The organism is Parabacteroides sp. AF21-43, assembly GCF_003635435.1.
Classification (GTDB): Bacteria; Bacteroidota; Bacteroidia; order Bacteroidales; family Tannerellaceae; genus Parabacteroides; species Parabacteroides distasonis.
Genome location: NZ_QTMG01000004.1, coordinates 109,832 through 126,172, shown reverse-complemented (window position 1 = coordinate 126,172; position 16,341 = coordinate 109,832). Strand labels below are relative to the sequence as shown.

At 39.3% G+C, this 16,341-nt stretch carries 10 protein-coding genes; 1 reads left to right on the top strand and 9 read right to left on the bottom strand.

Features of this window, described 5'->3' with window-relative positions; genetic code table 11:
- Positions 1-130 precede the first annotated feature (130 nt).
- The 3 genes from DWX84_RS04755 to DWX84_RS04745 all read right to left on the bottom strand — a co-directional run bounded on the left by DWX84_RS04755 (position 131) and on the right by DWX84_RS04745 (position 3,881).
- Complete coding sequence (locus DWX84_RS04755) at positions 131-1,690, bottom strand: hypothetical protein (RefSeq protein ID WP_008778942.1); 1,560 nt, start codon at positions 1,688-1,690, stop codon at positions 131-133.
- Positions 1,691-1,750: 60 nt separating this feature from the next.
- On the bottom strand, positions 1,751-2,104 hold the full coding sequence (locus DWX84_RS04750; RefSeq protein ID WP_048926953.1) for a DUF3244 domain-containing protein: 354 nt from the start codon (positions 2,102-2,104) through the stop codon (positions 1,751-1,753).
- Positions 2,105-2,288: 184 nt separating this feature from the next.
- Entirely contained in the window at positions 2,289-3,881 is a 1,593-nt protein-coding gene (locus DWX84_RS04745; RefSeq protein ID WP_232054468.1) for a lipopolysaccharide assembly protein LapB, read from the bottom strand.
- Between the two features lie 474 nt (positions 3,882-4,355).
- Between DWX84_RS04745 and DWX84_RS04740 the strand changes: the two genes are divergently transcribed.
- Entirely contained in the window at positions 4,356-5,462 is a 1,107-nt protein-coding gene (locus DWX84_RS04740; protein ID WP_122377433.1) for an acyltransferase family protein, read from the top strand.
- 77 nt (positions 5,463-5,539) lie between these two features.
- On the opposite strand, the gene DWX84_RS04735 is transcribed toward DWX84_RS04740, so the two are convergent.
- The 6 genes from DWX84_RS04735 to DWX84_RS04710 form a co-directional block, all read right to left on the bottom strand.
- Positions 5,540-7,843: an outer membrane beta-barrel family protein gene (locus DWX84_RS04735; RefSeq protein ID WP_122377432.1), complete on the bottom strand. Its 2,304-nt coding sequence runs from the start codon at positions 7,841-7,843 to the stop codon at positions 5,540-5,542.
- 144 nt (positions 7,844-7,987) lie between these two features.
- Positions 7,988-8,845, bottom strand: coding sequence for a LytTR family DNA-binding domain-containing protein (locus DWX84_RS04730; RefSeq protein ID WP_227713825.1), 858 nt, complete (start codon positions 8,843-8,845; stop codon positions 7,988-7,990).
- A 138-nt stretch (positions 8,846-8,983) separates the two neighbouring features.
- Entirely contained in the window at positions 8,984-12,607 is a 3,624-nt protein-coding gene (locus DWX84_RS04725; protein WP_122377431.1) for a discoidin domain-containing protein, read from the bottom strand.
- Between the two features lie 32 nt (positions 12,608-12,639).
- Positions 12,640-13,419, bottom strand: coding sequence for a radical SAM protein (locus DWX84_RS04720; RefSeq protein WP_122370271.1), 780 nt, complete (start codon positions 13,417-13,419; stop codon positions 12,640-12,642).
- Positions 13,420-13,452: 33 nt separating this feature from the next.
- Positions 13,453-15,513 carry a helix-hairpin-helix domain-containing protein gene (locus tag DWX84_RS04715; RefSeq protein WP_009016542.1) on the bottom strand — a complete coding sequence of 687 codons (2,061 nt, stop codon included), beginning with the start codon at positions 15,511-15,513 and terminating at the stop codon, positions 13,453-13,455.
- A 13-nt stretch (positions 15,514-15,526) separates the two neighbouring features.
- Positions 15,527-16,336, bottom strand: coding sequence for a hypothetical protein (locus tag DWX84_RS04710; RefSeq protein WP_121960724.1), 810 nt, complete (start codon positions 16,334-16,336; stop codon positions 15,527-15,529).
- Positions 16,337-16,341: the final 5 nt, after the last annotated feature.

The window sequence follows — 16,341 nt, the reverse complement described above, 5'->3', positions numbered from 1 at the left end:
ATAAATATAATTCTTATTTATCAATTACCTACTTTAACAGAATCAGTTCGTACATTCTATCTTAAATATAGATATTATTTTTAAGATTATCTCTACATATTACAGTCAAAAAAATATCAAACCACAAAAATTAATTATATTTTAATGGACTTAGTGCTAATTGATACCATCCAGTCCTATATTTATCTGTATAGTCAGGTTTCCAATCCCTTCCAGTTGATAAATTCTTCTTTGATTTTAGAATTTTATCTTCAAAATTAACAATAACTTGACCTAATTCATCACTAGCTAAACTTTTAGTAACTGTATATGAAACTGTTTTTGATGTAGTTGCTGTAGCTCCAAATTTTAAACCAATCTTTACTTTTTCTCCAAAAGATGGATCAAATCCAAAATTAGTTGCAAATGTAGCTGTTGAAGATTCTACACTTTGAATAGTTTCACTAATATCTAGTTCTTCTATCGCTATTTTTATTATTGCACCATAATTCTCTATATTCCATTCGAATAATGGAAGGTCCAAAGCTATTCCATCTGTTAACTCTATTGATTTAACTTCGAATTTACTACTAAGCGGATCTTTTGGTGTTATTTTAAACAATGCAGATGGTTTAACTATAAAATTGTTAATATATTCATTACCTATACCAGCTTGATTTGCAACATACACTTTTACTATAAATTCAAGTGATCCGTCTGTCCATGGTGTAAGAATAGTACTACCTCCGGGACGACCACCTCCTGTTTCTTGATGAGTATTTCCATCAATTCTAGGATCTTCACTTTGATCACAAATTTTGTTCATAACTGTACGTGGATCTCCTAATAATTTAAAATACACCAAACTTTCCTTAAAATCTCGATTGAAAGGTCCTTTTGGCTGTTGAGGAGTCAAGCCATAATATATATAATCTCTCGGCCATTCATTTGTTGCAGCAAATACGTCGTAGGCTTCATAAACCTTTTTCATATTTTCAGGTATTGATCCTGTGCGATCTCTAGTATCACCACTAGAAAAATTTCTATTCTGTATGACTGAAGAAGCATTCTCTGTATTATCAAATACATCACTAAAGAATACAATATCAGGATTTATAATACTCATCGGTGACAAATTCCTTTGAGCCTTATTTACAGAAACCACTCTTTCATTTAACTTCACTACTACAATAGGATATTTAGGAATTTCATTTGATGGTATTAAGAATTCTTTATTTACTCCATAGCCCATTACATCATTACTATTTTTAACTCTTAAAGCTGTATATGGAACTTCACTCTCCACATTCCAAAGTTCAGCAGAAAAACTGTTATCAGGCAATTCTGGTACAAATATAGTTAAGGTTGAAAATAATTGTTTTATTTTTTCTAATCTAGTTATATCCATATACAAGCTCATTAATTCATCAACCGTTTTTCCAGAAGTTAATCTATAAGAATTAATAGATAAATATAATACATCATAATCATAATCAAACATCTTTAAAGCTTCATTTTTAATAATACGCCTTAATTCTATTGAAGAATCTAAACTATAAGCTAATGCCTTACTAAATTCTTCTAATAATTCATGATTTGTTATTGTATCACTACTAACAGTGGTAATATTACGGCTTACTTCATTTCTTGGTAAACTATAATCTATTTCCTCTACACAAGACATTAATAATAATACTGATAAGGAAAACATTATTTTAATTATTTTTTCATAATAACTATTATTTATAATTAATATTTTAATTAATAAAATCTATAGAAATAAGAATCCATATACATTGTTATAACCATCTGTTATTTGCAACACACCTTTTTCTTGATCTTTTAAAGGTATTACCAAAGATGGCATAGTACTCGTTTGTACCATTTCATTATAGATCACTTCTCCCGTAGAACTAGTAACGATAACACGCACATTACCTACATTTTCATGGAAGTTCACTATCAGTTCTCCACTAGCTTCTTCAATAGAAGCGTCCATAGGCAAATCTACGAGAATAGATTTTTTTGAATGCTTCCAGTTACCATCTAAGTGAACCCGCCTACCAAAACAGGGAATAGCACTTAACAAAGACATTACTACAAATAAAAATTTAAATAATTTCATTTCTCATCTCATTTTTTGATTTGGATGCGAAGAACAGGCTAATAGCTCGAATAACAAAGAAAAAGGGCTAATAAGTGACGGACAAACTCAATTTATAATTTACTGATAATTAATAAATTATAAATTCATGAATAGGACAAACATTTCATGGATATATACATATATCTATCTAATAAACAAAAAGTTACATCATATTAATAATATAGGTATACAAATCTAGCTCCTCCCCTATAATTCCTAGCTTCTGACGTACACGTTGGCGACGCTTATTTACAGAATCCGGCTGAATGTTTAATAGAATAGCCTCACTGATCGTATCTAAATGAAATAAAACTAAATAACAATAGCGTAAATCCGCAAGAGTCATATTGAACTCAGAGAATTTCTTTTCTAAAGATGGGTAGACCTCATTTGCTTGAGTAATAATATCTCGCCAATATTTTTCTGAAAGAGGGGATTTTGTCGTACCAGGAATTACTTTTTGGGATAGTTTAATCACTTTCCTTGCTATCATAGATGATAAAAACAGATTATTACGCTGTTCTGCGATTCTCTGGATAATGGATTTTTCTTCTTGTTTCGTTCGTTCATATCGCTCCTCTAACTTCGCTCTAGAATCAGATATATTGAGTAATTCATCTTTTTTTGATAACTTATCGAATAAATCCTGAAGCTCAAGTTGTTTTATATTCAAGCTATTCTGCAGTTTCAATAATTCAATATTCTTTTGCTCAATATCGATTTGCTGGACATATATTCTCTTATTTTTCTTATTCATTTGCAACTGATAAACGAATAACAATAATAGACAAACAGTAATAGAAGTAACAAGAAGTATAAAAGTCCATTGTTTATCCACCTTTAATTGGGTATTTGCTAACGATATTTTTAAATGATTATACTCTTTTTCTGTCTTTACGATATTCGCTTTATTTTGTAATGCTAAGATAGAATCTGCGGCTTCATTATATTGCTCTAAATAGGTTAAAGCATTTTCTATATTACCTTCTGCTTTTTCCAGTTCATAATAATTATAAATTATGGAGATATGCGTATTTTCATTTAGGGTTGGTATGATGTTCGCTTGCTCTAAACATAGGCGAGCATTCTTGAAATCTCCTTCTTCTATATAGACACCAGCTAAAGCGGAATAGTCTGGAGCATTATCCAATTCAGAAACATTTATTGATTTCCATAAGTATTGCTTAGCGAGTTCTATATTGCCTAACACACTATAAACATTTCCTATCCCATTGGATATATATCCTATATCAGAAGAATCCTCTAGTTCCGCTATAATAGTATCAGCTTCTAGCAAATATCTCAACCCGACCTCTGACGAATCCGCAAAAACATACATACGTCCCACATCCCGCAAAGCGAAAGCTGCGCTCCGCATATTTCCGACCTTTCGAAAGTACTGTTCCGCTTTTTTATATTTATCTTTTCCTAATAAATAGTCACCGTCAAAATGATACAAGTCTCCCATATAGCTACAAATATACCCGGCTTGATTATAGTCATGACAACGTAAAGCGATATCCAACGCCTGTAAATAAGCCTTCATAGCCAGCTCGTTATCCTTATCCTCCACATACGAACGCCCCAAGTACAAACCGATCCTCGCTTGCTCCTGCCCCGTTCCGTGCGACTCGTAATAGGCTTGCGCACGCCGCAATTGCTGTACGTAGGGCAGATCCGTATATAACGTGTCCGCCACTTTACCGGATAGCATACACCAACGAGCCAATAATTTATCACTCAAATTATCGGGCACGGCTATGCTATCTAATAGGATAAGGGAACTATCCGGATCGGATTTCAACAAGGATTCCGCACGATCAATTAGATATGTAGCCTCGCTCTCATCTTTACAACCTATAAAAGAGAGCGTGGATAATAGTAATATCAGAATAAGCAAATGCCTCATCGGTTCCTATCTTTAGATTCTATGCGCAAGATAGGCATATTTTTCATCAAACCTTAAAGAATAATTGATTATTAGGCTTATTGTATAAAATTCTTATCGCTTGGATATCTCCATCATCTTTTTGGAAAAACACGTACGTGTTTTCATAAATTCTCGTACGTGTTTCCGAAAAAAGACGTACGTGTTTTTCCGAAAACATGTACATGTTTTTATACATCTGATTTTCAATATACTAAAAACAGTATTCCCGAAGGCAGGGATATTGTAGGAAATTCCATTATCTTTGGACTTTCATTGGTAACTTTTTAATCTACTATCAATATGGCACAACAATCCGGAAGACTATTATCCCTTGACGTGATGAGGGGAATTACGATCGCGGGGATGATTTTGGTAAATAACCCCGGGTCATGGAAGTATGTATATACGCCTTTAGAGCATGCACGTTGGAACGGCCTCACTCCCACCGATTTGGTATTTCCGTTCTTTATGTTCATCATGGGGGTCTCCATGTTTTTCTCGCTTAGGAAATATAACTTCAAGCTGTCGAAAGAAAGCGTGACGAAAGTATTGAGACGCACGGTATTGATATTCCTCGTGGGATTAGGGCTGAATCTGTTCGGGCATGTTTGCTACAATGGATTTACCGATTTCCAGAATTTACGTATCCTTGGGGTGATGCAAAGGTTGGCGCTGGCATACGGCTTCGGGTCGTTGATAGGATTAGCGATTAATCATAAGTATATTTTGCAGGTAGCCGCTGGTATATTGATATTTTACTGGGCATTACTAGGTTTCACGCATAGTATGGAAATGTCGGAGGATAGCATTATAGCGATCGTGGACAGAACTTTATTCGGTACATCGCATATGTATCACGATGATATGGCAGATGGTACACGGATCGCCTTTGATCCGGAAGGGCTCTTGAGCTGCATCGGTAGCATAGCGCATGTATTACTCGGTTTCTACGTAGGAAAGGTAATACAGGATTGTAAAAAGAACAATGAGTTGATTATCCGTAATATCTTCATTTTCGGTACGATTATTCTTTTTGCCGGTTTCTTACTAAGTTACGGCTGCCCGATCAATAAGAAGATATGGAGTAGCACGTTCGTCTTGGTAACTTGCGGATTCGCCTCCTTATTCCTCGCTTTATTAATCTGGATCATCGATATAAACGGGAAGAAGAAATGGACGTTATTCTTTGAGTCGTTCGGTATCAACCCGTTGTATCTGTATGTACAAGGGGATATATTGGCCGTATTGCTGGGAATGAGCGGTATCTCCGCCTTTATGTATATGGATCTGTTCAGGCCGGTATTCGGCGATTTCGGAGGATCGCTGGCTTGGGCTATCTTCTTCGTGGTATTAAACTGGATACCGGGATATTTCTTGTATAAGAAGAAGATTTATATAAAGCTATAAAAGCAATATTCATATAGTAGCCTCGTAGTGATCGAGGCTACTATATAAATGAGAAATACCCCATAGAGACGGGTTTCTTAGAGCCTTCTTATTTCCTCCTCAGCGGCTCCTTTTCCCTTATACTTATTTTTGGTCGTATTAAACTTATAGCGAACGGTCAGTCGTACCTCACGGCTATCGGTTACATTATTCACCGTCAGATCCATGTGTTTGTTATAAATCACGTTGCCATCTTTACGCCCATGCGTAAGATCAATACCTTGTAGATTAAAGGAAAGACGGTCATCAAAGAAAGACTTAGTGAGCGAGGCATCCATCATAAACACGTTCTTGTTGATATAAATATTTTGGAAATCACCTTTACCCTGAAAAAACAAATCTACATGTAGTGTCCATCCATAAGGAAATTGAATTCCATTGTTAAACCGGCCGATAAACAACGGTCTATCCATAGAAAGCATCCTACTATTATGCTCAATATCCATCCATTGTTTCTGTAAACCTATCGTGAGTTGAGGATGCCACTTCTTTATAATAGGAGACGCTATCAAAAACACCGATACGTTATCAATCCGGTCATAATTACGATGCGTAATGATCGTTATAGCGGGATTTTTCTCATATTGATCCGTCATATAAAGAATAACGTCTTTTTCTCTCTGGTAGCTCAACATAAATTGAAACCAATCATAACTGCCTGATAAAGTGATATCGTGTAGGTTTGTAGGTTTTAACGCCGGATTACCGTTCATATAGGTAAACCGATTGATATAGTTCATATTACTTGACAATTGAGCGTAAGTAGGGCGTTTCGTTTTCGTCGTATAACCAAGTTGGGTTTGTAGTTTTCCTATTTGCGTGGATAACGAGACATTTGGAAAAAAATTATCATAGGAACGTTCTGTTGAAACATGTTCATAACGCAAACCCATATTTAGGTAGGCGATACGGATAAACTTACTATATTCAGCGAAAGCTCCCGCACGATCTTCCCGGATATGGCTATCGGTTGTAGGAAGGATTTCCTGTGGATTAGTAAATAAGTCTGTACGGCGGGTACTGGTAAACTCCGAGCCTAGGCTCAAATTACCACCTGCTAATGGATAGGAAGCAATCAATTTAGCGGCGTATAACTTATTGTCCACATTATTAGTGGAGGTCACGATACGACTTTCTTGCTCTTGACTGTTTTCTATTACCTCATTTCCTGTCCTCGCTTCGCTCCTTAGCATATCCGCATTGAAATCCAAAGAAAGCTTCCCTACGGCTCCCGAATAATAAACGTTGATTTGGTGAGCTGGATGTTTCACGGTCGTACTATAACTCTCGCTCAATAAATAGTCATAGAAATCATCATTGGCATCAATCCGACTTTCTGTTTGTCCCCCTATTTTATTTTCTGGAGAGGCAGACATTATATAACGGACACCCAAAGAATGGTTATCGTTAACTTGATAATTCACTCCCAGCTCTCCCCGGTAATCATTATCCAATGAATGCTGCTCCATCCGATTCTCTTGCCGCCAAAGCGTATCGACATATACTTGCTGACTTACATTATTGATGAGCAAATAGTTGTTATGCACATATTGAAACATAGCAAATACATCCAGATTATTATGACGGTAGTTTAAATTCAATTGTTCCGTAAAATCCGTGTTTTGCGACTGTCCCCAAGTAGAGCGAGCCTCAAAGCTCATCCCTTCACCTTCACGCTTTATAGTCTTAATACGGATAACCGATTTCACTTCCGCCCCATAACGTGATCCCGGATTAGTAATCACCTCTATTTGACGAATCTCAGAAGAGCTAAGACGATCCAGTTCGGAGAGATCCCTTACTTCACGTCCATTGATATATATAACAGGAATACCTTTACCGAACACCTGAAACTCCCCCTCTTTGCCTTGTATGCCGGGAATATACTTCAATACGTCGTTCGCTGTCCCGGATTTGCTTAGCAGGCTGTTTTCTATGCGGGTTGTCAAGGTACCGTCTTTGATCTGGAAATCCGGTCGTTTCCCTATGACAACGGCCTCATCCAACAAGATCGCCTCATCCGACAAAACGATATTTTCCATATTACCGGCTCGTGTATCTCGGTAGATGGTTTGATAACCGATCGAAGATACTTTGATCACATAAGTTCGTATAGATATAGAATCTCCTGTTTGAATGCGAAAACTACCACTCTCATCACTAACCGTACCTTGAAGGAAAGAAGAATCCGGAACAGATAACAATACTATATTAGCAAATTCCACGGGTAAACCCTGACGATCCGTAATTGAGCCGGTGATAAATTGCGCCGATCCATTGACAGCCACAAATAATAACAACATAACATTAATAAGAATCTTTTTTACTACTGACTTTTCCATATCGCTGATTATTTTTGCAATTGATTTTTCAGCAAATATAAAGTGGGTAAAAAAGCCAGTCAAACAATAGGGATAGATGTCAAGATTTGGTGATAAAACATGGAAATCTGTGCCTTATCACAAGTTTTAGGGATAAAATACAACCTAGTTTTCCTTATTAAGAAAACTCTTAAAGTCTTTTAGATAGGTACGTGAGACAGGAATCTCTTGTTGTGTATCCTCCAAATTCAAACGGTAGCCTTGCGCATTACCGTTTATGTTCATGATTTTATTCACGTTTACGATATAAGCCCGGTGACAACGGACAAAACAACCATATTTCTCCATCATCTCATCCATTTGCTTGATCGTGGAACGGAGAAGTTTATGCTTCATATTCCCTTCCTCTCTATAACAGACATCTACATAATTACCAGAAGATTCCATATACATAATATTATCCGGAAGTACGCAAATCGATTCTTTTGTATCGCCGGACAGGGTTATGGCATCACCCCCTTTCTCTTCTTGTATATTTCGTTCGGATAATAGTTTATTCATCCTTTTCGCTTCTTGCAAATTACGTTTCAAAGCATTATTCTCTATAATGAAAAATCCGAAAATAAGGGGAATAATAACAATCGTGATCGCCGCTGACACATCTATAAGCAACATTTTATAAAAAATAGTCGTATCTAAATCACTCCAAAAGTCCATTCGCATCAAGAAGTAATAGTCATAAATGAAACAAGCGAGTCCCAAAAATAACAAAAAGCAGGAACAATGTAGTAAGTTTTTACCAATAGTCCATCGTTCAGGATCATAAAAACGTTTGAATAATTTAGGAAACAAGACAAAAGCGACAACAGAGAATATAAATGTCAAGCCTACGAAACACCATAATACCCAAAACTGTATCACGCTATTTAGCCGATAGTGAAAAGGCTCGAAAATAGCGAGTATTAACGCCACTACCATCGAGTTTAACAGAACGATCACCCATGGTCTATCTATAGCGTACATAGGTTTATTAAGATATTCCTTCAAATTCATATTCAATTCTCACATGTAGTTAAAGATAAAATTTTCACAAAGGTATGCATTTGGATATAAAAAATCCCCTAGATCAAAATCTTTTGACCTAGAGGATTAATCTATCTATTACTCTACGTTATAACCGGAGATAACCACCTTCGGGGTCTCGCCTCTCGTATCTACATCTTTCCAATGGATGTTGATCTCTTTCTTCTCGCCCGGGAGCAATGAGAAATAGTTATCGCTATAGAAAACGGGGAGGAATTGCTCGCCATCCTTCTCGCCCACTACATTCACACGGATCATCAGAGCCGGGGTGGATGAAGTATTCTCTAAGGTAGCGGTAGCGGTCCAAGTACCGTCATTACCCTTATTAGTTGTCACGTTGGATTGTAAAGTAACCTTTGGCATCTCACGCAAAGCTTGGTAGTTGCCTTCCTCTACGCCACGCAGATAGAAGTTATCCGATACGATCTTACCGTTCTCGGTCAACGTCAACTTGACGAAATGAGCGCTGGATACGCTAGCTGGGAAATCCAGTTTCATACATTTGTTGGTCGTATCTTCCTTACTATCCACGGAAACCTCGTTTTCCCATGAAATAGAACCGTCCATATTGATGATTTGAGCCTTTGCCGTCAAACCATTACGTACGCCGGCGCTATAGTTCACTACCTCGATCTCGTCCGTAACCGGATTCCATTGAATGTGCAGAGGCTCGGAGGCCTTCTTGCAACCAAAGTAAGCGGCGGTAGGCTCGAAATAATAATCGTAAGTCTGCCATACCATAGAAGGCCATGCCGGATGCGTCATCCACAGCAATAATCCCTTACGGTTCAAGCTTCTCGATTCGAACATACCCCGGTAACCATCATAGTTTACCCACTGAGCCAGATCGGCGAATTCCTTGGCGTTGTTCGGCTTACCGAAGCCCTTTTCGATGATAGCGTTGAAAGAAGCGCAAGACTGGGCGCCTTCCATCGTATAATCATGTTGCCCCCATTGAGCGTTTTGCGGCCAAAGCGCTTCCGGAGAGAAAGTACGAACCAAGCTCTCGTAATTCATCACGTTGGGCATACCCCGCTCACTATGGAACTTATCACTACCATTCTTCAAGCTAAAGTATTCTTTAACAGGAAGCGCACGGTACGGGCCATGGCCACTTACCACCTCATCCGCCGAGCTGGAGATATAATGTAAGCCCGGATGATCCTCTTTCACGATACGGCGTAAAGCCTTGTCGATCTGCTCCGGCGGGAAGCCCTCGTTGCGCCCGCAATAAATACCGATAGAGGCATGGTTACGGAAACGTTTCACATAATCCTCTGCGTTGGCGATAAACATCTCCGGATCATAAGGATCGGGTCCGTCGGAAGGATTCGCCAACCAGAAATCTTGCCAGATCATGATACCATGACGATCGCAAGCCTCATACAATTCCTTGTCGCCGATTTGTCCTACCCAGTTACGCATCATCGTAAAGTTCATATCGGCATGGTAAGCCACGGCGATGTCGTACTCACGACCCCGGTAATTCAGGTTAGACTCACCGAATCCCCAGTTACCGCCACGGCCGATAAAACGACGCCCGTTGATAAAGAGACTCAAGATGCTATTATTCTCGTTGAAGGTCATTTGTCGGATACCTACCTTGAAATCCTCAGAGTCGGATACCTTATCGCCTACCTTAAAGGTGAAATTAGCGTCGTATAAATAAGGAGATCCGTACCCTTTAGGCCACCACAGACGTGGGTTCTGAACCTTCAATTGGCTGAAGCTATTTGGATCGAAAGTAACCGTCTTCTCCTCGTTTGCGGCCAATTCTACCGGTTGCTCGAAAGTGATATCGCCGATCTTTCCTGTCAATACACCCTTTACTGGAGCGGCATCATGGTTCTTCACGATCACTTCCGGAGTCAAGGTAGCGGAAGTCGTATCCGGCAACGGTAATACAACCTGTACGAACGGGTCTTGAATCGTTACCTTGCCTGTAGAAGTCAAGTACACATCATCCCAAATACCTATATTACGACCACGGATCGTCGAGATCCAATCCCAACCGATCGAAGCGTGGAAGGTTGGGTTATCAGCGCCTAAGATACCACCGTTGAAATCCGTATTCTTCTCACATTTCTCCTTGATAGCGCCGATATGCTCATTCTTGATGATCTCCACCGCGACAACGTTCTTACCCGGTACGACCCTGTCTGTAACGTCAAATACACCTCGGATAAACGCTCCCTCGATACGGCCGATCTTGTTACCGTTTAAATATACATTCGCTTTCCAGTTGATACCATCGAAATTCAAGAACAAACGATCTTGCTTGAATCCTTCGGGTACCTCAAACTCATCCCTATACCAGAAATTAGAGTTGAAGAATGACTCGGATATCTGCATCAAGTTATCCGCGTAATTCGGATTCGGGATAGCTCCGATATTCTTATAACTGCTCAATACCGTTCCCGGTACGGTCGCCACGATCCAATTTTCCGGAGAGAAAGAAGGTTTCGATATTTCCTCACCAGAAGCGGTTACCTCGGAAGCTCGTTGTACTTTCCAGTTTCCGCCCGACAAACGGATCTCGTCTTTTGTAGAAGCCGGAGCAGCAGCCGGTTGGGCAAGCAAGCCACCTTTACCCATCACCTCTATCTCGCTTAAGATATAACGTCCGTCATTAGCCGGTTGCTCCATCCATACCCGTACGTAGCGGCCCTTTCCTTTTAGCTTGATCTCATCCAGATTAGCATCTCCACCCGGAAGATTCGCTATGTCAACCCATTGTTTCGCGTCGTCGGAAACTTGAATCTTACCCTTGATCGCTTTATTGATCCAATGCAATTTTACTTTGTCAAATTCGGATTGGCTACCCAAGTCCACATAGACCCACTCCTCTCCTGTCGTGGCACTCATCCAAGCGCTATTAAAGAATTTGGAAGGAAGCAAATCTATCAACTTATCTTGGTTATAGAAATTCATCTCGAAGAATGCCCAATAAGCGGCACCTTCCATTTTCAATCGCATCCGATAATAAGCATATTCACCCGGTTGATCGAATGTCAAAGTCTCATTCAACATACGGGTGGGCAACGTACCCGGATCCCAGCTATTTTTATTTGGGTCTGAATGGGCCTTATACTTGCTGGCCTTACCCGGCATACCTTTACCCTTTAAGGCAGCCAATTCCGTCCAAGTATTTCCATCATTCGATCCCTCGCAAACAATCTCATATCCATCCTTAATCTTATTCTCGTCATAAGCCACGCTGCCGCGAAATTGTACCTTGTCGGCTTTCTCTTTCCAGTTATTCAGCGTGAACAGGAAATAGGCATCCTCGCCTGTAACCGCATTACGAGAATAAGGACCTTGATCGATCATCCACTCACGCTCACGACGAGCGATATCCCCATTTTGCGTGGAGAGATCGAGATACTGAGGTTGTTTATCGCTAATAACACCATCCGTCACCAGTTGAGCCGTTAGATTGTAATCATAACTGGAGGAGTTGTAAGCGCTACGCAAAAGAGCTATGTTACGATACGTGGAATAATCCGGACGTAATGAAGGAGAGAAATCCTCCCCCGGATCTCCCGGATACGAACCGATACCTCTGGTATAATAATCCGACCGATCGAAAGATTCCGCCGGAACACCGCTCTGCCCACATCCTCCTAGCAATGCTGAGACCGCTACCGCTCCACAAAGCGTCAAGAGTCGAGGCAATTTTTTCTTTTTACTGAATGTTCTCATACTACTTATTGTGTTTCTCTAAATTAGTTAGTTTAATAAGATACCGTCACGTCAAAACCCTCCTTCCGGGCCCGTTCCGCAATCGCATCTAATTCTTCTTTAGTAGCTTTTTTCAAAGCTTTAACCGGGGTCTCCCTATCTATCGTATAAATCATGACTTGTTTCGGACGGATTTGTTTTAAGGCGGAGATCCAGCCCGCTATCTCCTCTTCTGTCATATTATTAACCGATTCCCCGTTTAATTCCCCCTTCAAGAACATGGTCTGTATAATCAAGTTTCCGTTAAAACGACATAATTGCTTTAATAAAGACTCGAAATTAAACGCCGGAGAATTAGGTACGTCTATCTGCCGAATCCGACTGTCTAATACAGAATCCAGTTTCAATATGTTATCCTCTATTTTATTCAAGGCTTGAAAGACCTCCTCTTTCTGGAGCATCGTAGAATTAGAAAGTACGGCGATTTTAGCATCAGGGAAAAATCGATCCCGGGTAGCGATCGTATCATCAATGATTCCACCGAATTCCGGGTGTATCGTAGGCTCTCCGTTTCCGGCGAATGTAATTACATCCGGAGCGATCCCTTCCGCTTTCATGGAACTTAGTTTTTGCTCTAAGGCTTCCCTCACTTCCGTACGAGTAGGCAGTTTACTATGGGTCCTATGATTCTCATTCAATCCACATTCGCAATAAATGCAATTAAAAGAGCATAATTTCCCGTCTGTAGGAAGTAAATTCATCCCTAAAGAGACACCTAGGCGCCGACTATGTATCGGGCCAAATACAATTTTATCAAAAAGAATTGTAGACATAGCGCTGTTTGTTTTTACCCACGCAAATCTACTCTAAAATTTCCAGCGAAGCAAAGCATAAAGATCTGTTTTATCAGAACCGCTTATCTCCTCCGTATCAGTACCTATCAAATCCCTGTCCCAATAATGGGTGTGAGCCAGTTTCGCGGATAAGGATAAACGTTTCCAAATATCCAGACGAAAGGTAAGGGCAAACCGCATCCCATCCCCATAAAAAGAGGGCATATTAAAGGCATACAATATATTCTTCTCATACGAACTGACCCGGCTATTGTAATCATCCGTATGAAACCACGCTAGATAACCATCCATTTGAAGAGGTAGGGTAGTGGGCTTCCAGCCTATACTTTGGGATATCATAATTCCTTTATTAAGTTTCTTTATAGGATCATCGAATAGAATACCATCTAAGGAAGTCTTAAAAATAAAAGGAGAAGAAAAGTTATAAACCTGTTGAAAACGAATACGATGTTGTTTATAAGAATTGATTCTCAATAAATTATCATTTTCAAAAGTTCCATTCTTTTCTTTTTGCCGGTATTTATAACGAAGATAAGCTGAATAGTTTCTACTAGGGGTATAATCTATCTGAGCCATATATTCCTGTCCTCCGGAAGGAGCGTCTATCCCGTATTTCAACCAAGGAAAACGGAATAAGTCCGCATAAACGGATAATTTCCAGCGGGCGATCGGGGTTAATTGCAATCCCATATAAACCCCTTGCTCGTTTTGAACCGTAGAGCCTTGCGAGAAAGCATTTCCAAACAAAGCTTGATAACGGCGGTCGTAATAACGGTATAATACCAAGAAAGATATATAAGAAGCGGGTGTTAACTGCAAGGCATTCAAGGTAGAAATAGCTCCGTTTTTCGAAAGGGCAGTTTCGCCATAAAACTTAATACGGTTACTTTTCAACATATAGTCAACACCGATGTTGAAATTGTTGGAACCTCTGAAATAGAACAAATTATAAGGTTTTGGATCGGGGTCCATCTTAAACTTACCGAATGAATAGGAGAGAGCCGTTAAACCTACATGAAAATGAGATGTAGCATAGCGGATATTTCCTCCATATACCTGCATCGTTATCATTTTCCTCTTTTCCCAATCCCGTTGTAAACGATGAAGTCCATCCGTTTTTAATGAGGTGAATGTCAAGCTATCTACGGCCGCATCCATTTTCCGGTACGAATAGAAAACACTTATATCCAAGTTTTTAATCGTGATCGTACTAGCCACCCCTCGGAAGAAATCCTGTTCATTGGTTGAGAAGTGCCTACGGAAGCCATTTGTCCTTCGCTCCGCTTGAGCGACTACTGCCGTACGACTAGGAGAAAAGTCATTGCTAATCACCAGACCTTGTCCGAAAGACATCTTGTAATCCCCTATAGCCAAGCTTTTTAACCAGTTGATATCTTTTAGGAATAGATGTGCGGAATAAAAGTCATATCCTTTATGATATGCGTTCCAAAAAGGTTCGCCCGCATCTTTCTCGGCTACGAAGCCTGCTTGTAAACGATCCTCGAAAGTATAGGAATAACGTAAGGAGTGATAGAAAGGTTCTCCTCTATATTTACGATTTGGATATAACGAAAGTATGCTGTCCGTTTGTTCACCATATCCCTTTTTCTGTTGAAAACATTGATCATACCTGATTTGTAATTCATTACGACCATATTTCAACAGGTTCTTAACCGTAAGCAACCGTTTTTCAACAAGATTATCACCTATATAAACAAATGGAAGGAGAAGAGATATCGTCTGAAAATCGATATCCTCTATATTCTTCAACTCATAGATGCTAACCATATTTCCGTATCGTTTCCGGTAGGAAAGTAGCTGCTCGATTTGGCGATCGGATAGAAAAGGTAATCGCTTCAGTTGTTCTTCCGTCACGGCATTCAAATCAAAAGGATGCTCAGTTAAATAAGATAAATCGGCATACAAACTTTCGATACGCTCCGTATCCTCGGTTTCCAAGGCTAGTTCCTCTACATACTCCATCCACTTATCAACAGAATATTCTATTTGAGAATTAGCGTAATAACTATTTATCAACAGGATTATCGACAAGATTATAAACAATCGTTTCATAGCTAAGTATCATTTAAAAAGAGAATGATAAACCAAGACCGGTACTCATCCCTAAAATCGGATGGTAAATAGAGGCTACATCTATCGTAAAGCAAGAAAAGTTATAACCAATTCCTAAAGAGGGCAGGAGAGGAGCGGTCTGTATTCCGGCACGAATAAAAAAAGAATCGAAAGCGGTGTATTCAAGACCAAAGTTTCCAACAACTAGGTTTTCATTTTCCGTTCCTACACTTCCTGTAATTAACAGACTGTTTATAATCTCCCATTGAAAACTTATTTGAATTAAATAATAATTAAAATCTTCTATTTCAATATCTTTATCTCCTATAGAAACAGAAGGAAAATTCATTATTAACATTCCTATTAACAACTTATCAATAGAAGAGAAAGTGATTCCAATATCTGTTGACAGTCTGGATCTTGTATTTCCCAATAGATCAGTTTGCAAGAAACTATAGTGAACTCCAAGCCCTAACGCCCATTGATCCCCCAAGCGTTTTCCTCCCAGCACACGAACCATCATCTCCCTGTACTTATCAAACCCGAAAACAGAGATATCAACACCTGCGGATAATAGTTGATTCGGATAATAAAAACTACCGGACATCGTACCCAGTTCTTTCAACATGTACCGATTAAAGTATTCTAAGTGAATAGATTTTTTCTCTTTATCGACAATAAGGGCCGGATTGAATAAAATAGATTGCGTCGCCACATTCCCTCCCATTCCCACGCTACGAACATCCGGTAAACGTAAGTTATCAACACCATGTACATACAATGAAAATACCCCCGCAAACAGGGATAGCAATAGATATTTCATAGTTA

Bases quoted from the DNA above. Each gene is read 5' to 3' on its own strand.
- DWX84_RS04755 (WP_008778942.1), bottom strand. From the start codon at position 1,690: ATGTTTTCCTTATCAGTATTATTATTAATGTCTTGTGTAGAGGAAATA.
- DWX84_RS04750 (WP_048926953.1), bottom strand. From the start codon at position 2,104: ATGAAATTATTTAAATTTTTATTTGTAGTAATGTCTTTGTTAAGTGCT.
- DWX84_RS04740 (WP_122377433.1), top strand. From the start codon at position 4,356: ATGGCACAACAATCCGGAAGACTATTATCCCTTGACGTGATGAGGGGA.
- DWX84_RS04735 (WP_122377432.1), bottom strand. From the start codon at position 7,843: ATGGAAAAGTCAGTAGTAAAAAAGATTCTTATTAATGTTATGTTGTTA.
- DWX84_RS04730 (WP_227713825.1), bottom strand. From the start codon at position 8,845: ATGTACGCTATAGATAGACCATGGGTGATCGTTCTGTTAAACTCGATG.
- DWX84_RS04725 (WP_122377431.1), bottom strand. From the start codon at position 12,607: ATGAGAACATTCAGTAAAAAGAAAAAATTGCCTCGACTCTTGACGCTT.
- DWX84_RS04720 (WP_122370271.1), bottom strand. From the start codon at position 13,419: ATGTCTACAATTCTTTTTGATAAAATTGTATTTGGCCCGATACATAGT.
- DWX84_RS04715 (WP_009016542.1), bottom strand. From the start codon at position 15,513: ATGAAACGATTGTTTATAATCTTGTCGATAATCCTGTTGATAAATAGT.
- DWX84_RS04710 (WP_121960724.1), bottom strand. From the start codon at position 16,336: ATGAAATATCTATTGCTATCCCTGTTTGCGGGGGTATTTTCATTGTAT.